Consider the following 17,710-nt stretch of genomic DNA (forward strand, 5'->3'; position numbering starts at 1 on the left):
AAGCTATGAATGTTTTTCAACTTGGCAAAATTAAAATGAATGTTTTTATTAACCGATATATAGTTTTCTATTGATTGCTATTAATTTATTGGTTTATAATGTTTTAATGATTTGAGTAAACGAATAAGTTTTCCAAAATGGAATTTATTAACAACTTGTTGGGCTGAAAGGTTCTCGGTTTAGTCGAACATAAGGTTACTTTTATCTGCTCGTAGAGATAATAATTGTTCATTTCTTGTTGAAAAGATGTATTTTATTCCGGATATATGATGATAAAAAAAGTGTGAACTCTTGAATGAATTGTTCGTGGATTACATTATCTTTGCAAAAAAAGAAAGAATGGAAAGCTTGAAACAAAGGAGAACAATCCGAAAATACCAGCAGAAGGATATTTCTGCTGATTTGTTAAATGATTTGCTTGAAACCTCTTTCCGGGCTTCTACAGTCGGGAACATGCAGGTTTATAGTGTGATTGTGACGCGTGATGCAGAGCGTAAAGCCAAACTGGCGCCTGCACATTTCAATCAGCCGATGGTTCGGACGGCGCCGGTAGTGCTTACTTTCTGCATAGATTTGCGCCGCTTCAGCAAGTGGTGTGAGCAACGTAAGGCTGAGCCGGGATACAACAACTTTGAGTGGTTTGTGACGGGGGCTGTCGATACCTTGCTGGTGGCACAGACTTTTTGTGTGGCTGCCGAGGAGAAGGGGTTGGGCATTTGCTATCTGGGAACTACCACTTACAACCCTCAGATGATTGTCGAAGCGTTGGAGTTACCGGAATTGGTGTTTCCCATCACGACAGTCACAGTGGGATGGCCTGCCGAACAGCCGGAACAAGTGGACCGTTTGCCGCTGGAGGCCATTGTACACGAAGAGGTTTATCATGATTATACTCCTCAGGACATTGACCGGTTGTATGCCTATAAAGAATCGCTTCCTGAGAACAAGCAGTTCATCTTGGAGAACAATAAGGAAACGCTGGCGCAGGTCTTTACAGATGTGCGTTATACGAAGAAAGACAGTGAGGCAATGTCGGAGAATCTTTGGAAGATAATGAAAAAGCAGGGATTTTGAAAATTAAGGATTAGGGATAAGGGATAAGGGATAAGGGGTTAAGCTAATGCATACTTAGCTGCATTTAATCCCTTATCCTTTATTCTTATCCTTTTTTCAGTGCGGCTTGAATCTCGTCGATTTCCGCACGGAATGATTTGTCCACCTCTTTCAGTTCTTTGATGGTTTTACATGCATGCAATACGGTGGCATGGTCTTTATGTCCAATTAGCGCACCGATTTTTGCAGTAGAGAAGTCTGTATGGTTTTTGGCTAAATACATGGCTATTTGTCGTGCTTGCACCACTTCCCGCTTTCTGGATTTTGTGTGGATGGTGGCAGTTTCCAATCCGAAGTGCTTGCATACGGTGTTGATGATTTCATCGACAGTCACTGCCTTGCTTTCGCTGTTCACTACCTTGCGGACGATACGTTGCGTCAGTTCCAGGTCTATTTCTTTATTGTATATGGTGGAATGCGCCATAATGGAAATGACGATGCCCTCCAGGTCACGTACACTGTCGCCCACGTTCTCTGCAATATAGTCAATCACTTCCTGGGGGAACTGCAGGCCGTCACGGTGTATCTTGTTGCGCAGAATGTTCTTGCGGAGTTCTACGGTAGGTTTCTCCAGCTCAGCCACCATTCCCCATTTAAAACGTGTAATCAGACGCTCTTCCATGCCCTGCAGCAATACCGGTGCACGGTCGGAAGTGAGGATGAGCTGCTTGCCGTTCTGATGCAGATGGTTGAAGATATGGAAGAATGTATTCTGCGTTTTGGTCACGCCGGCAAATTCCTGAATATCATCAATGATTAGAATATCAATGGTCTGGTAGAAGTTGATGAAGTCGTTAGTCGTATTGTTACGTACGGAATCGGTGTATTGCACTTGGAATAGGTGTGCAGATACATACAATACCCTTTTCTCCGGGTATAGTTCCTTGATTTTGGTTCCGATAGCATTGGCAAGATGGGTTTTGCCTACACCTGATGCTCCGTATAGGAACAGCGGATTGAAGATTGTTTTAGCCGGATTGAGAGCGACAGCTTCTGCAACGCTGCGCGACAGCTTGTTGCTGTAACCTTCGATGAAGGTTTCAAAGTTGTATTCTGGATTAAGGTGCGGGTCAAGTTCGGGGACGGGAATCTGCGGAATCCTTTTGTCCATCACTTGTTTTTGCGGTATGATGGTACGCTGTGTAGACTCCAGGTCGACGGTTTTCCGCGAGCTCTTGTCCACCATTACGTTATACATCAATTTAGTTCCCTCACCAATGACCTTATAGAGAGTCTTGCGCAACAAATCAACAAATTTGTCCTCCAAAAACTCATAGAAGAACTGGCTGGGCACTTGTACGACCAGCGTTTTGTCTTCATATTTTAAAGGTATGATGGGAAGAAACCATGTTTTGTATGTCTGCTCCGGAACATTGTCTCTGATGATTTCAAGACAGCGGTTCCACAGCCCGACATGATCTATTTCACTCATAACGGCTATAAATACATTTATTAATTAAGCATAACTTCTACGATTGCAAAATTGGCAATCTTATTCGAGAAAAACAAATCCTTTTTTTCTTGCGTTTTTAGGGAAAGTAATAAGCTCTTTACTTTCAGCTACTTATCGGTTACTATGAGTATACTCCTTATATAAGGTGTGTTGCATTTATCTAATACTTTGTCATATAGTGGTTTATGTAGCTTTGCGTCTCTTGTTTTCTTTCTGTGCCCAGAGCAGGAAAAAGCCCTTTTTCGCTCCTTGTATAGAGCAAATGAGGGCTTTCCTTTTAATTCCTTTATAGACTTATTATTTAGACAAAATCTATATAACGTCCATCTTTTACTTATCTTTCTTGCCGAATAGGGAGAAATGGACGTATCGTTTCGGATGCGATTTCAAGTCTTCCAATAAACTTGCTGCGTTGGCAGTGGTGGCGTTCAGATTATTATATAGAGAAGGGTCGTTTAGCAAAAGTCCGACGGTATTGTCTTTCTGGTTCAATTTGTCTGTAATCATTTTTACATTGTTCAAAGTTGCGTCTACCTTTTGCATGGCGGCAGCATAATCTATCTCCTTTAAGTTGTTGGAAATGAGTGCAAAGTTGTCTCCAATGGTATTGAGCTTGCCGGTCAGTTGTGGAATATCATCCTTCATTAGAGTTTGCAACTGGCGGCTTGTGACGGCCATACTTGCTGTTAAATCTTGTACGTTATGCAAGGTTGCAGGGATGGCGGGGTCGGCTAGTATGACATTTAAGGATGCGAGGATGGAATCCAGCTTGGGCAGCATCTTCTCTACTTGCGGCATCATGGTGGCAACTTTTTCCATCATTCCGTTGTTCAGCACGCCGGGGATTGTGTCTCCAATCTGGTATTTCTCCCGTGGGTTATTGGCAAGCAGCAGGTTCATCTTTACGCCGCCAAGCATTTCGGCTGCCAGTTCTGCCGTACTTCCTTTGGGAATGCGCAGCTCTGGGTCAACATCTATTTCGGCAACGACTTTGCCCGGTTGGGTATAGTCGTAGTACAAGTCGCGGACAATACCCACGCGGAAGCCGTCGGCAAAGACCGGGCTGGATTTTGTCAGCCCATTGACATTCTGGAATTTCACGTAGAAATAGCTGGAGGGCTTGAACATATTTATCCCTTTCAGGTAGTTGATGCCGTATACCAATATGCAAAGTGCAGCTATGCCTGCTATTCCTATTCTAACTTCTTTTGTAATATACTTCATGATGTATCTTTTGTTATTTATTTCTGTTCTTTTTAAATTCGCTGATGGCTGTGTTGACGTTTATCTTTTCTCCATTCTTGAACGCAATGATGAATGCGTCCTTGAATTTGTCCGTAATGCTACGTTTGCTGCGCAGCACCTTGTTGTAATCGGGTGATGCGCCGTACGTATATTTGTAGATTCCGCCTTCTTTATAATAATCCACGTCTTTCAGTCCTTTCAGTCTTTTGTCATTCTTGGCCAGAGGACGTGAAGAAGTGAGTATCTGTATCTTAAACACGATGCCGCTCTGTTCTGTTTGGGAAACGGCTGCATTTTCTGACCTTTGCGGGCGTTGGGCAGCTTGGTTACTCTCCGCTTGAGGTGCATTTTTCTTTTCCGGTGTCGCTGTAGCTGCGTTGCCTTCTTCTTGAACGGGCTCGGGTACATCCTCCGGAAGAATGGTATTGCTGCTTCCGTTCAACCGGATTTCCTGCTCGCGCTTATAGGTGAGGAAAGCGCGGAAGATACCGTTGGCAAGTGAGGTGGTTCCTGCTTCAGTGTTCAGGTACCGTTCCTCTTCCGGTGTGGAGATGAATCCGAGTTCCACCAGTATGCTTGGCATGGCACTGGCCTTCAATACCAGAAAACCTGCCTGGTGCACGCCCCGATCTGTACGTTTGCAGGTTTGGCGGAAATGCTTTTGTACGAGGGAGGCGAGGTGCACACTCTGTGACATGTATTTGTCTTGCATGAATTCGAAGATGATGTAGGACTCTGCCGAGTTGGGATTGAAGCCGGCATACCGCGTCTTGTAGTCGCTTTCGTAGAGGATAACGGCATTTTCGCGCTTGGCTACTTCCAGATTGGCATCCGATTTTGCCAGACCCAGTGTCCAGGTGGAGGCTCCTTTGGCCGTCCGGTTTTTGGCCAGGGCATTGGTATGTATGGAGATGAACAAATCAGCTTTGGCGTTATTGGCAATTTCAGCGCGCCGGTCCAGGGGGATGAATATGTCCCGGTCCCGCGTATAGATAACTTTTACATCAGGGCAGTTCTTCTTGATTTGTTTGCCAAGTTTGAGTGCTACATTCAGGTTGATATTCTTCTCTTTGGAAATTTTTCCCACTGCACCCGGGTCGTGTCCACCGTGTCCGGGGTCTATAACGACAACAAAGTCTTTCGCTTCAGCGCTGCCACTGCAAAAGGGGGAGATAAGCAGCCCTAAGCATATACTTATATATAATATGTATCGTCTGTATAGTTTCATATAATTGTAGCAAAGACAATGCTTCCTTTTCGCTTGGCAAATGTAGTGGAAATTTATAGAAAACTAATGGATTATGTTCAGTTTTATTGTTCTTCTTCTCATTTTTAGTGTAATTAATGTCTGTGTTTGAGTAATTAGTGGCTCAATGTATTGATAATATGCGTAACTTTGCGGCAGATAATTAAAATAGCAAATCAAGTATGCTGGTTCGTTTTATAAAGAACTGGACGTTGCCTTTGGCAATGCTTGCCGGTACTTTGGGATATTTCTTTTTTGCAGACATTCCTTTTGTGGCGCCTGCCAAACCTTATGTGAATGGGTTAGTGGCTTTCCTGACTCCGCTTTTGATTTTTTCCCAACTTCTGCTCACTTTCTGCAAGGTGGAGGTGCATGAACTGAAACCCAAATCGTGGCATGGATGGTTACTGCTGTTCCAGACGGTTTCTTGCTTGATTGTTGCGGTATTGTTGGTGTGTTGCCCTATGGAGGAGGTCTACCGGGAAGTGTTTGAAGGTGCAATGGTCTGCCTCATTTGTCCCACTGCAACCGCTGCGGCTGTCATTACCGGTAAACTGGGTGGAAGCGCATCCAGCCTGACGACCTATACGTTGTTGTCCAATCTTCTGGCAGCTGTGGCTGTTCCTTTGGTTTTCCCGTTGGTGGAGCCTCATGCTGACATTACTTTTTTTGTTGCATTCCTGAAAATTCTGAGTAAAGTCTTTCCATTGCTGCTTTGTCCTTTCTTGCTGGCATGGTTTCTGCGTGCGTTTGTGCCGAAGGTGCATCATTTTCTGTTGGGTTTCCATGATGCAGCCTTCTATTTGTGGGCGGTAGCTCTTGCCATTGTCTCAGGGCAGACGGTACGTTCATTGGTCAATAGTGATGCACCGGTATTTGTTGAACTGCTGATAGCCCTGGCGGGACTGATAACCTGCTGTATACAATTCTATTTGGGAAAGAGAATCGGCGGTCATTATGGTGAGCGCATCAGTGGAGGGCAGGCGCTGGGGCAAAAGAATACGGTGCTTGCCATCTGGATGGCATATACTTATCTTAATCCGTTATCTTCCGTCGGTCCGGGATCGTATGTGCTGTGGCAGAATATAATCAATAGTTATCAGCTGTGGAAGAAAAGGAAAAATGAGACGGAATAACTGCTGAGTATTTTACATCTTATTTGCTTTATGGACATAGAGGGCGGTTGCAACAATTATCAGTACAAATGCCATAATGAGGAATATTATCCGGATAAGGCGATGTTTTGAAAATAGGTTGGCCATGCAGGCAGAAGCCACGCTGAAACGGGCTATTATAGAATCAATTGTGGCGTTTTCGAAAAAGACTGATGCAATACTCCATAGTGCAATAATGGTTAATATAGCATTGGCTGATAAACAAAGAATTTTATCAAGTGGCATTCTAAATACTTTTCTTGTTCTCATATATAGGACTCTATGTTTAACTCCTTTCATTCCTGCCTTTCGCTGAATCAGCCAAAGGATAGGGCAAAAATAAAAGAGAACTTCCTGACAGAATCAATATTGTCTTGGAATATTGTTAAATGATTGAATTTCTAAACCTATGTTTATTCTTTGCTGTCAAAACTCTGTTTGTGTCTGATGCGGCTCATGTGAATAGAGGTTATTTTCAAGTAAGACGCAATTTCTTTTAGGGGTACCATTTGTAGGATTTCTGGACATTTTTTAAGAAGTTGGAGATAGCGTTCTTCCGATGTAAATCTGAACAAATCCAAGTAACGTGAATACGACTGAAAAAATAATTGTTCGGCTGCAATGCGGGCTATTCGTTGATTTTTTTTGTTCTCTTCAAATTCTTGTAGAAGTAATTCGGAAGAACAGATGTAGATTCTACATGGGGTTATTGCTTGTATATTCAATTCAGATTTTATGTTATATAAACAATTGGGATAATCAGAGATAAATTCATTGGCAAAAGAAAAACCTACATTATATGTTTTGTTTTCAGTTTGGTTGATGCAGGTATATTTGATTACACCGGATACAATAAACCCGAAGAAAGAACCGACTTCTCCCTCTCGGAGGATAAATTCATTTCTTTTATAATACCGTAGTTCTCCGTTTCTTAAACACAGTTCCCTAAAAAAGTCAGTGTCTATATTGCCCATGTATGAATTAAAATCTGTCATTTACAACACATGTTTTTCGAAAGGTACAAAATTATTGTTTTATTCCTGATTTTCTGTCATTGTTGGTAAGCTGGTCGTGGACTCTCTCATTATAATACTTTAAAAATTTAACTTCACCTACGTTTTTTAAAAGCTTTTGGTTTTCAATGAAGTTTTGTCCGTATTTTAGCCAACGTTTGGTAAATCTTTTGAATTTAGTACATGGGAAATCAGAACATTGGAAACAATGTGTTATTCTTTTTTCCAAGCAACATAAATGGAATGTTTTACATTTTTCACAGCGAGAACCATTCTGTTCTGCTCCTTTGCAGGGACTTTTTTCTCTTGTGTATATGGGACAACCACCACAAAAGACACCACAAGCAGGAATACGTCCGTTATACGATTTCATTCAGCCAGCCTTTTCGCCATCCAAAAATTGGTGAGATAAAGTTGGTTGGCTTTGCGTTTCTGTTCCACTTCTACTATATAGCCTCTTTTCTCAAAGAATGGACGGGCTGTCAGGCTTACTTCTGATGTAATTCGCATGATTCCTCTTGCGGTTGCATACCGTTCTATCTCATTTAGAAGTATGGTAGCAATGCCTTTACCTTGAAAATCTTTATGAACAAACATAGAATGCAAATATCCTTGGTGGGTAATGGATGAAAAGCCGACAATCTGTGACTGTTGATTGGTTGCCACAATAAAATAATGTGTCTTAATCATTTCTTTTATGCGGGAGAGGTCGTTTCCGCACGATGCCCAATCTGCCACTTCTGCTTCTGAATAGTCACGCTTGTTTATATGGAGGACTGTCTCTTGAAACAAACTCATAAGTTCAAGGGCATCAGACTGTTGGGCAATTCTAATTGTAAAATCTGTATTCATGTTTTTAAGTGCTAAAATGTATGCTTTTAGATGTTCCATGTTCTAACAGAAAGTTTTTCAATGTATTTATTGTGTTTGCAAAGATAATTTTTTCATTTCTAATTTATTGGTTTTGGAAACCAAGTTGTTGATTCTCTGCTTCGAATATAAAAAGTATGCGAATTTTTTATGAAGCATGGGAATCTGCTTTCAATCGCCAGCCAATGGCTGATGAATTTAACCGGGTAGATTTCTTGTCAATCGGTTTCAGACCTGCTTATAAGAACAATTTATAACAAAGTACTCCCAATAAAAGCAAGACTAAAGCACATGCTGCAAGAATCGTCTTTGCCCTGAATAGATGTTCTTTATCTGACAATTCCTTTTCAGTAGTATTTCTTCGGATTTTTTCTATTTCCTCAATGGTTACATCGGCTCTCTCAGGACCTTTTCTGTCTACAAGGTATTTGTAGTGCTCCCGCATCCGTCCTCTGCTCAGCTTGCGGAGAGCACGGTTCTCTTTATCCCTTTGTAGCATGTCATTGATGCAGCCTAATGTTCCCATAAGCAGATTCTTATCATGTGTAAGCAAAATGGTTTGCTTGCACGTGTACTAAGATACGGCATTTATGTCGCTTTCGCAAGCGATTTTGTGTTTTTTGATATAAACTGATGTGACGATACGATTTTGATAGTTATGTTAACTCATTGTCTGCCAGAGAGTAATTTTGCCAACCCATTGTCATGCTTTTGGCAAACTTTTGCCATGCCTATGGCAAAGTCTTGCCAATAGGGTGGCAAAATCTTGCCAACTTGTCGGCAAGAAAGACACACACTGTTCCCTATACCTTTATTATAGTGTGATAGTGTGAGAAGTGTTTTTCCTTTTTAAAACTTTTGTGTAGAATGATGATGGGCTTCTTTTATTCTGTTTTGCCGGACGGCATCAGCAGTTCTTCTTCATTGTAGCGCGGTCGGTCCTTCACCTCAATGTATATTTTGCCGATGTATTCGCCTACAATCCCCAGCGACACAAGTATCACACCTCCTACCAGCCAGACGGAAATCATCAGTGATGACCATCCGGGGACGGCGTTATGCTGTGTGTAAGAGTGAAGTGTCCATCCGGTGACACACAGTGCCACAAGAATAAAGATGCAGCCTATCCAAAAAATCATACGGACCGGTTTGACGGAAAAGGAAGTGATACCGTCGATGGCAAAATTAAGCATCTTCCGGAAAGGATACTTTGATTCTCCGGCAAAACGCTTGTCACGATTGTAGTACACGCTGTCCGTCTGGTAGCCGATGAGGGGAACCAGTCCCCGAAGAAAAAGGTTGCGCTCGCGGAAGCGGCATAGGTGTTGTACAGCCCGCTGGCTCATCAGGCGGTAGTCGGCATGATTGTAGACGGATTTTACCCCCATTGCCTTCATCAGCCGATAAAAGACCAAAGCGGTGTTGCGTTTGAAGAAAGTGTCGGTCTTCCGTTCTTTACGTACGCCATAAACGATGTCATTGCCCGCTTTATAGCTGTTTATCATGTCCGGAATCACTTGGATGTCATCTTGCAAGTCTGCATCAATGGAGATGGCTATCTCGCAACGCTCTTTTACTGCATTGAGTCCTGCTAGCAGGGCATTCTGGTGTCCTACGTTTCCTGCCAGGTTCAGTCCGCAGGCATAGGCCGTATTTTGGTGCAGTTCTTTGATGATAGCCCATGTCTGGTCGGTGCTTCCGTCGTTTACATATAATATATAGCTTTCCGGGGAAATTTGCCGGGCTTGTATCAGCCGGTCGAATAATTGGCTCAATCGTTTATGGGTTTCATGCAGCACTGCCTCTTCTTTGTAGCAAGGTACGACAACGGCGAGTATGGGAGAGTTTTCCATCATAGAACAAATCTTTTTGCAATATTCGTAAGAAATCGGGAGAAAAACAAATTATCACTCTTTTCTTTTGAAAACGAAACGTACGAGTAAGAAGTTGACCGGAATGGCGATGGCGAAAACCGGAATGGGGGCCAGAGGTTTGGGGATGCCCATCCAGAGAGAGAGGTTCAGCAACCCCATGTGTAGCAGATAGCTGCATAAGTGTGCCCCTCCAAATCCGAAGGCTTTTCTCCATGAGGGCTTCCGGCCGAAGGTAAAGTAAGCAGTCAGATAGAAATTGGCGATGAAGCTGAGAGCATATCCCAGTGTATAGGCTATGTTTACATTGATAACCCATTGTAATACAAAATACAATCCGTAGTGCAGAGCTGTCGCAAAGATGCCCACCATTACGAAGCGTACAAATTCCGGTAGTTGTTTCAGCCGCTTCATCTTAACATTAAATATCTACTCTCTGTTGCCATTATCATTGGGGCGGCAAAGTTAGGCATTGTTTCAGAATTATTTGTAATTTTGCTTTGCGAAATTAAGCTGCATCTCAGCAAATTGCAAATAAATTTGCATCTGCTTTCGGTTTGCGCTATCTTTGCGTCCAGAAAACATAAAAAACAAATAAGGTATGTCGGACAGAAAGAAGGCGTTCTGGTTTATTGCGCTGCTGAGTGTGCTTGTGGTTGTTCCCTTTCTGGGAGAAACCATTTTTTATTCCAAGGGGGAACCGCGGGAGGCGATTGTTGCCCTTTCTATGCTGGAAAGTGGAAACTGGATACTTCCGGTGAACTATGGTACTGATATTGCTTATAAACCCCCTTTCTTCTACTGGTCAATAGCCGCCGTCTCTTCCCTTTTTGGAGAGGTGACGGAGTTTTCTGCCCGTTTCCCGTCTGCATTGGCTTTTTTAGCCATGCAGTTGATGTTCTTTGCCTTTGTGGCAAAACGTAAAAACGTTCAAACGGCGTTTCTGGCCTCTATTCTTCTTTTGTCTTCTTTCGAGGTGCATCGGGCGGCTGTCGCTTGTCGGGTCGATATGGTTCAGGTTGCCTTTATCGTTATTTCCCTTTGTCTGCTGTTCCGCTGGGATGAGAAGGGATGCCGCGGAGTGCCTTGGCTTGCGGTGTTGCTGATGGGATGTGCCACGTTGACCAAAGGGCCGGTAGGCTCCATATTCCCTTGCGCGTGTATCGGTGTGTATCAGTTGTTGCGCGGACGTTCTTTCTGGAAAGCGTTTTTCTCGTTGGTAGGTATCGGCTTGCTTTCTTTTGTTCCTTATTTAGCTTGGGTATACGTAGCTTACAGACAAGGTGGACAACCGTTCCTCGATTTGGTTCTGGAGGAGAATACCAGGCGGTTTATGGGCAAAATGTCCTACGAGTCCCATGAAAATCCTATATGGTATAATTTCCTGACTTTGATTTGGGGATGGATTCCCTGGACGTTGGTTCTGGTAGTTTCCTTGTTTGGCTTGAAGTGGAAAAACATGCGTTGTCTGCCGGAAGGGGAGACCCTGCTGTTGCGGTTGAAGAAGGGCTGGACTGCTTTCCGCAACCAGTCTCCGGTACAATTGTTCACGTGGCTGGTCATTCTGATAATCTTTGTCTTCTACTGCATCCCCAAGAGTAAGCGGAGCGTTTATCTGCTTCCCATCTATCCGTTTATGGCAGTGCTGATAGCTGAGTATCTGTTGGCTTTGGTACAAAAGGGGGCACGAGTTTTCAGGATTTGTGCAATCATCTTTGCTTCTTTGGGCTTGTTGCTTACGCTTGTTTTTGTCGTAGTTCGTCTCGGCCTGGTTCCCGACAGCGTTTTTGGAAGTGGACGCCATGCCGCTGAGAATGTAGCCTTTATGCATGCGTTGGAGGATGTGGCTTTGTCTGTTCCCAAGTGGCTCCTGGTAGCGCTTCCCGTAGTAGCCGCTGTCTGCACATTATGTATGGTGGTAAAGCGTGCGGATAGCCGGTCATTATTATATGGTATAGCAGGATGTATGCTTTGTCTTTTCGTATCATTGGATTCGGTTTATCAGCCCACGGTGCTGGCTGTGAAATCAGATAAACATTTGGCTGAAAGGGTCAATACGTATGTTCCGGAAGGTGTGGTCTATTCTTACTCGAAAATGAGTTTCTATGGTGTTAACTTCTATCTGAAAGACCGCATGCGGCACATTGAAAAGGAACGTCCGTCCAGCGGGGAGGGCTATTTGTTGGTTCCCGTAAAGGAGGAGGAGAATATGTTGGGAGAGCTGGAACAGACGTATCATCTGGAAAAGATATTCCGTACAGACAGACGCAGTTGTGATATGCGTAATGAAATCTGCATGTATAAATTTAGGGCGATTGACATTCATAACCCATAATTTATAACTCATAACTTAAAATGAATCCGATAGATATCATTAACAAATATTATCCGGAAGAGAATGAGTTGCGGCATATACTGTTGACGCACAGCCGTTCCGTAGCCGACAAGTCGTTATGGATTGCCGACCGCCATCCGGAACTTTCATTGGATAAGGATTTTCTGTACGAGGCTGCCATGCTGCACGATATAGGCATTTTTCTTACAGATGCGGCAGGTATCCATTGTTTTGGCGACAAGCCTTATATCTGTCACGGTTATTTGGGAGCCGACCTGATACGCGGCGAAGGCTATCCCCGCCATGCTTTGGTTTGTGAACGCCATACGGGTGCCGGACTTTCATTGGAGGGAATCATTGCGCAGGATTTGCCCGTACCGCATCGTGAAATGGTTCCGGTCAGCTTGGAAGAACAAGCTATCTGTTTTGCCGATAAGTTTTATTCAAAAACTCATTTGGAAAAGGAGAAAAGTGTAGAAAAAGCCCGAAAAAGTTTGGAACGTTATGGTGAAGAAGGGGTACGGCGCTTTGATAATTGGTGCGAACAGTTCTTGTAGCAATCTAAATTTCTTTAAAAAGGGAGATTATCCGTATAAATTATGTACTTTTGCCCCTCCAAGCGTAAACTATTAGTTAATGACGCCATTGAAAGCAAATACATTCATATCATTCATACTACTATTCGTCTTGCTTCTTCTCTCCGGTGGGGCTGCTTCTCAGCGCCGTAGAGCGAAGGTCGCGCCTCCGAATATTCAGCGGACAGACACGTTGCAGGTAGGGGATAGTTTGCAGATGGGAGACTCCCTGCAAGGGGGAAAGGGGCTTCCTGCCGATTCGTTGCAACAAGATACGGTAGCGGCTGCGCCTCCCAAGAAGGATGCATTGGATGCTCCCGTAGCCTACGAAGCCAATGACTCCATTGTATTTACGCAGAGTGGCTTTGCCCATCTTTACGGCCAGGGAAAGGTGAGTTATCCGGGTGCTGACCTGGAGGCTGATGTCATCTCTATGGATATGGACAACAGTACGGTTTTTGCCCGTGGCGTGGTCGATTCTGTAGGAACAGCCAAGGGAAGACCGGTCTTCAAAGACGGGGACACCTCCTACGAAACCGATACTATCCGTTATAACTTCAAGAGTAAAAGAGGTCTTATCAGCAATGTTGTCAGCCAGCAGGGCGAGGGATACGTGACCGGTAATAATGCCAAGAAAGGGAATAATGATGAACTCTATATGAGGAGCGGTCGTTACACGACTTGTGACCATCATGACCACCCCCATTTTTATATGCAGATGACTTATGCCAAGGTACGTCCGAAAAAGAACGTGGTGACGGGACCTGCCTATCTGGTAGTAGAGGATGTGCCGCTTCCGCTTGCCGTTCCATTTTTCTTTTTCCCGTTTTCTAGCAGTTACCAGTCCGGTTTTCTGATGCCTACCTATATGGATGACTCCAATCGTGGCTTCGGTCTGACGGACGGTGGATATTACTTCGCCATCAGTGACCAAATGGACTTGAAGCTGCGGGCGGATATCTTCACGAAAGGTTCTTGGGCGCTGAATATGGAGTCGAACTATGTGAAGCGTTACAAATATTCCGGTTTGCTGCAGGCAAGCTATCAGGTGACCAAGACCGGTGACAAAGGCTTGCCCGACTACTCGGTTGCCAAAGACTTCAAGGTGGTGTGGTCTCACCGGCAGGACCCGAAAGCGAGTCCGAATTCTACCTTTTCTGCCAGTGTGAACTTTGCTACCAGTAGTTATGAGCGTACCAATATCGGCAATATGTACAACTCCCAGGCAATGTCGCAGAATACCAAGACTTCCAGTGTCAGCTATTCGCGTAACTTTCCCGACCAGCATCTGAGCATCTCCGCTTCAGGTAATATTGCCCAGACCATGCGCGACTCCTCTATCGCGGTGACTTTACCGGACATGACCATTTCCTTGAGTACCATTTTCCCTTTCAAGCGTAAACATGCAGTGGGAGATGAAAAGTGGTATGAGAAGATTTCCGTTCGCTATACTGGCCGTGTGAAGAACAGTATCAAGACGAAGGACAATCTGTTGTTCAAGAAGAACCTGATACGCGATTGGGAGAACGGTATGCAGCATGAGATTCCGGTAAGTGCCACGTTTACTTTGTTCAAGTACTTCAATGTGACGCCTACCGTAAACTATACGGAGCGTTGGTACACCCGCAAGGTGAAGAAGGACTGGGACGATGAGCAAGGCAAGGAGGTGAATGATACGACCTACGGTTTTCACCGTGTATACGACTACAGTGCCAGTCTGGGTATCAATACCAAAGTTTATGGTATGTACAAGCCATTGTTTATGAAGAAGAAGGAGATACAGATACGTCACGTCATCACTCCCTCCATCAGTTTCAGCGCTGCACCCGATTTCACTTCGTCCCGTTTTGGCTATTATGACTCTTATATAAAAGACCAGAACGGCATTCGCGATACCGTGCAGTATTCCTATTATGCCGGTCAGGTGTTCAGTCCGCCAAGTGGAGGAAAGCAGGGGCTTATCAGTTTCAATATCTCCAATAACCTTGAAATGAAGTTCAAGGATAAGAATGACTCTATCCGCAAGGTGAGCCTGATTGACGATTTGAGTATGGGTATCAGTTACAACACGGCTGCTCAGGTGCGTCCTTGGAGTGACTTGAGCTTTAATCTCCGTCTGAAGTTGAGCAAGAGTTATACGTTGAGTATGAGCTCTACCTTTGCCACTTATGCTTACGAGTTTGATGAGAACGGAAGGGTGGTGCCCGGTAACCGTACGGAATGGTCGTATGGCCGTTTCGGTCGTTGGTCGGGATATGGTACGTCGTTCAGTTGGACCGTGAACAATGATTCGTGGAAGAAAATAAGGAACTTCTTCACCGGTCAGAAGGATGACGAGGAGCAGGGCCAAGACCAGAATGCCTCGACGGAGGAAGACGGTGACATGGAGGGGGAAACTACCGAGGACGGCACTCCGAAGAAGAAGAAGGAAAAGGCTGCTGCCGATGCTGACGGCTATCAGGTATTCAAGATGCCTTGGTCTATCAACTTCAGTACCGGTTTCAATATTACGGAAGACACCAGTAAGCCCATTAATCGTAAGAACATGCGCTATCCGTACAAATTCAGCCTGAATTCCCTTAATATAAACGGTAACGTCAAGCTTACCAATAAATGGGCTGTCAGCTTCAATTCCGGTTATGACTTCAATGCGAAGGAGATAACGCAGACCGCTTTCAACATCACACGTGACCTGCACTGTTTCAGCATGACGGCTGCCATATCACCTTTCGGACGCTGGAAATACTATAACTTTACCATCCGTGCCAATGCAAGTATCCTGCAAGACTTGAAATGGGAACAGAGAAGCCAGACTCAGAGTAATATTCAGTGGTATTGATGTTTACCAAATTATTTCCGTCTCTCCATGTTCCCGCAAATACTCGTTTGTTTTGCTGAAATGCTTGTTCCCGAAGAAGCCGTTATAAGCGGATAGGGGAGATGGATGTGCCGAGGTGAGTACCAGATGTCGGCTACGGTCGATGAATGCCCCTTTACGTTGGGCGTAGGCTCCCCAAAGAATAAATACAAGATGCTCTTTTTCTTCGGCGAGAATGCGGATAGCCGCATCTGTAAATGTTTCCCAACCTCGGTTTTGGTGAGAACCGGCTTGGTGTGCACGTACGGTGAGGGTAGCATTGAGCAGCAATATGCCTTGCTCTGCCCAGCGTGTCAGATTGCCGGTAGTGGGGGCATCAGTGCCAATGTCATTTTTTATTTCCTTGAAAATATTAAGTAAGGAAGGAGGGAAAGGAACACCGTCATTTACGGAGAAACAAAGTCCGTGTGCTTGTCCCGGACCATGATAGGGGTCTTGACCGATTATCACGACTTTTACTTTGTCAAAAGGGCATAGGTTGAATGCATTGAATATCAGCTTTCCCGGAGGATATATTGCATATTTCCCATATTCGTCCCGTACAAAATCAGTCAATGTACGGAAATAATCTTTCTCAAATTCAGGTTGCAGATGTGCTTTCCAGCTTTCTTCTATTTGAACATTCATAATTGGATCTGTTAGTAGTTTCGGATGCTAAAGTACAAAATAAAAAATAAAGTCCAACCTTTTGAGGGGGTGAACTTTATATTATATGACGGGATAAATGTATATCAAATCAAGTGTATATTGTGTTCCTTGCACTCTTTGCGCATATCTTCCGGCCAGATACTGGCTTGTATCTCACCGATATGCGCCTTGCGCAGATAGAACATACAGAGGCGGGACTGCCCTATACCGCCACCGATGGAAAGCGGCAGTGTATCATTCATCAAGCGTTTGTGGAAGTAAAGTTCCAGGCGTTCCTCTTCGCCTTCCTCTTTGAGCTGGCGAAGCAGGGCTTCCTTGTCTACGCGGATACCCATGGAGGAAAGTTCGATGCTGCGTTGCAGGATGTGGTCCCATAGCAAGAGGTCACCGTTCAGTCCGGGGAGGTCGTTCAGCCCTTTGCTGGTATAGTCGTCGTAGTCCGGGGCGCGTCCGTCGTGCTTCTTGCCGTCGCTCAGCTTGCATCCGATACCGATGATGAACACTGCACCGTATTTCTTGCAAATGGCATGTTCGCGGCATTTGGGTTCCAAGTCCGGATACAGTTGGCGCAATTCTTCGGCATGGATAAAGTGAAGTTTCTGGGGCAGGCAAGGCTTGATTTGCGGATACATCTCATATACCATATATTCTGTGCGCACCATAGCTGCATAGATACGGGTTACTATCTCCTTGAGGAATTCCACATTGCGGTCTTCGGCAGTAATGACGCGTTCCCAGTCCCACTGGTCTACATAAAGGGAATGCAGATTGCCCAGTTCTTCATCGGCACGGATGGCATTCATGTCTGTGTAGATGCCATATCCCGGTTCGATATGGTATTCGGCAAGCGTGAGGCGTTTCCATTTGGCGAGGGAGTGCACCACTTCAGCTTTGGCGTCGCCCAAATCTTTGATAGGGAAAGTTACGGCACGTTCCACTCCATTGAGGTCGTCATTGATACCCATTCCTTTCAATACGAACAGTGGAGCTGTCACACGTCGCAGGCGCAGTTCGGAAGAGAGGTTCAATTGGAAGAACTCTTTAATTTGTTTAATCCCTAATTCAGTCTGTTTTAGGTCCAATAAAGGTTTGTAACCTTCAGGTGTTATCAGGTAGCTCATAAATTTATTCAGTATAACTTCTATTAAATTGCTCGGCAAAGATAGGAATAATATTGATACTTGCTTCTGTTTTGTGGGAAAAAAGAACAAAATGTTTGTGTAATTGCGGTTAGTCTTCTCAAAGTAATAATAAAAATATTCCTCGGTTTGATATAAAAAGCGTTTGAATGTTAGGAATCTGCTAATTT

Annotated in this window: 17 protein-coding genes; 5 read left to right on the plus strand and 12 right to left on the minus strand. The window is 44.3% G+C overall.

The features are described from left to right. Nucleotides 1–339 precede the first annotated feature (339 nt). Nucleotides 340–1,074 carry an NADPH-dependent oxidoreductase gene (locus DW947_RS05070; RefSeq protein ID WP_044468986.1) on the plus strand — a complete coding sequence of 245 codons (735 nt, stop codon included), beginning with the start codon at nt 340–342 and terminating at the stop codon, nt 1,072–1,074. A gap of 85 nt (nt 1,075–1,159) precedes the next feature. Here the strand turns inward: DW947_RS05070 and dnaA are convergent, their stop codons facing one another. The 3 genes from dnaA to DW947_RS05085 form a co-directional block, all read right to left on the minus strand. Next, the gene (gene dnaA, locus DW947_RS05075) at nt 1,160–2,545 is read right to left on the minus strand and encodes a chromosomal replication initiator protein DnaA (protein WP_005827286.1); all 1,386 of its coding nucleotides are present in this window, start codon (nt 2,543–2,545) and stop codon (nt 1,160–1,162) included. A 351-nt stretch (nt 2,546–2,896) separates the two neighbouring features. Continuing rightward, on the minus strand, nt 2,897–3,790 hold the full coding sequence (locus tag DW947_RS05080; protein WP_005827282.1) for an MlaD family protein: 894 nt from the start codon (nt 3,788–3,790) through the stop codon (nt 2,897–2,899). 13 nt (nt 3,791–3,803) lie between these two features. After that, a complete protein-coding gene (locus DW947_RS05085; RefSeq protein ID WP_005827280.1) occupies nt 3,804–5,039 on the minus strand; it encodes an N-acetylmuramoyl-L-alanine amidase in 1,236 nt (411 codons plus the stop codon). A gap of 200 nt (nt 5,040–5,239) precedes the next feature. Here DW947_RS05085 and DW947_RS05090 point away from each other — a divergent pair, with 200 nt between their 5' ends. Next, the gene (locus tag DW947_RS05090; protein ID WP_035449132.1) at nt 5,240–6,193 is read left to right on the plus strand and encodes a transporter; all 954 of its coding nucleotides are present in this window, start codon (nt 5,240–5,242) and stop codon (nt 6,191–6,193) included. Between the two features lie 12 nt (nt 6,194–6,205). Here DW947_RS05090 and DW947_RS05095 read toward each other — a convergent pair whose 3' ends face one another. The 7 genes from DW947_RS05095 to DW947_RS05125 form a co-directional block, all read right to left on the minus strand. Beyond that, nucleotides 6,206–6,481 carry a hypothetical protein gene (locus DW947_RS05095; protein ID WP_005833197.1) on the minus strand — a complete coding sequence of 92 codons (276 nt, stop codon included), beginning with the start codon at nt 6,479–6,481 and terminating at the stop codon, nt 6,206–6,208. 143 nt (nt 6,482–6,624) lie between these two features. After that, nucleotides 6,625–7,206, minus strand: coding sequence for a Crp/Fnr family transcriptional regulator (locus DW947_RS05100; RefSeq protein ID WP_117963683.1), 582 nt, complete (start codon nt 7,204–7,206; stop codon nt 6,625–6,627). Nucleotides 7,207–7,237: 31 nt separating this feature from the next. After that, on the minus strand, nt 7,238–7,597 hold the full coding sequence (locus tag DW947_RS05105) for a DUF3795 domain-containing protein (protein WP_057097562.1): 360 nt from the start codon (nt 7,595–7,597) through the stop codon (nt 7,238–7,240). Next, nucleotides 7,594–8,076, minus strand: coding sequence for a GNAT family N-acetyltransferase (locus DW947_RS05110; RefSeq protein WP_035449346.1), 483 nt, complete (start codon nt 8,074–8,076; stop codon nt 7,594–7,596). Before DW947_RS05110 ends, DW947_RS05105 begins: the two co-directional genes overlap by 4 nt. A 256-nt stretch (nt 8,077–8,332) precedes the next feature. Then, the gene (locus DW947_RS05115) at nt 8,333–8,620 is read right to left on the minus strand and encodes a hypothetical protein (RefSeq protein ID WP_044467809.1); all 288 of its coding nucleotides are present in this window, start codon (nt 8,618–8,620) and stop codon (nt 8,333–8,335) included. A 358-nt stretch (nt 8,621–8,978) separates the two neighbouring features. Then, nucleotides 8,979–9,950, minus strand: a complete 972-nt coding sequence (locus tag DW947_RS05120; RefSeq protein WP_005827256.1) for a glycosyltransferase family 2 protein — start codon at nt 9,948–9,950, stop codon at nt 8,979–8,981. Nucleotides 9,951–10,001: 51 nt separating this feature from the next. Further along, complete coding sequence (locus tag DW947_RS05125; RefSeq protein WP_005827252.1) at nt 10,002–10,379, minus strand: GtrA family protein; 378 nt, start codon at nt 10,377–10,379, stop codon at nt 10,002–10,004. A gap of 187 nt (nt 10,380–10,566) precedes the next feature. On the opposite strand from DW947_RS05125, the gene DW947_RS05130 reads away from it, so the two are divergent. The 3 genes from DW947_RS05130 (at nt 10,567) to DW947_RS05140 (ending at nt 15,714) form a co-directional block, all read left to right on the plus strand. Further along, nucleotides 10,567–12,300: an ArnT family glycosyltransferase gene (locus DW947_RS05130; RefSeq protein ID WP_117589117.1), complete on the plus strand. Its 1,734-nt coding sequence runs from the start codon at nt 10,567–10,569 to the stop codon at nt 12,298–12,300. A 20-nt stretch (nt 12,301–12,320) separates the two neighbouring features. Next, on the plus strand, nt 12,321–12,857 hold the full coding sequence (locus DW947_RS05135) for an HD domain-containing protein (protein ID WP_005827246.1): 537 nt from the start codon (nt 12,321–12,323) through the stop codon (nt 12,855–12,857). Between the two features lie 79 nt (nt 12,858–12,936). Beyond that, a complete protein-coding gene (locus tag DW947_RS05140; protein ID WP_005827242.1) occupies nt 12,937–15,714 on the plus strand; it encodes a putative LPS assembly protein LptD in 2,778 nt (925 codons plus the stop codon). A 3-nt stretch (nt 15,715–15,717) separates the two neighbouring features. On the opposite strand, the gene ung is transcribed toward DW947_RS05140, so the two are convergent. Together ung and asnA are read right to left on the minus strand one after the other, a co-directional pair. After that, a complete protein-coding gene (gene ung, locus DW947_RS05145) occupies nt 15,718–16,380 on the minus strand; it encodes a uracil-DNA glycosylase (protein ID WP_005827240.1) in 663 nt (220 codons plus the stop codon). Between the two features lie 104 nt (nt 16,381–16,484). After that, on the minus strand, nt 16,485–17,522 hold the full coding sequence (gene asnA / locus DW947_RS05150; RefSeq protein WP_008664075.1) for an aspartate--ammonia ligase: 1,038 nt from the start codon (nt 17,520–17,522) through the stop codon (nt 16,485–16,487). Nucleotides 17,523–17,710: the final 188 nt, after the last annotated feature.

Origin of the sequence: Bacteroides sp. AM44-19 (genome assembly GCF_003603395.1) — a bacterium.
Classification (GTDB): Bacteria; Bacteroidota; Bacteroidia; order Bacteroidales; family Bacteroidaceae; genus Bacteroides; species Bacteroides uniformis.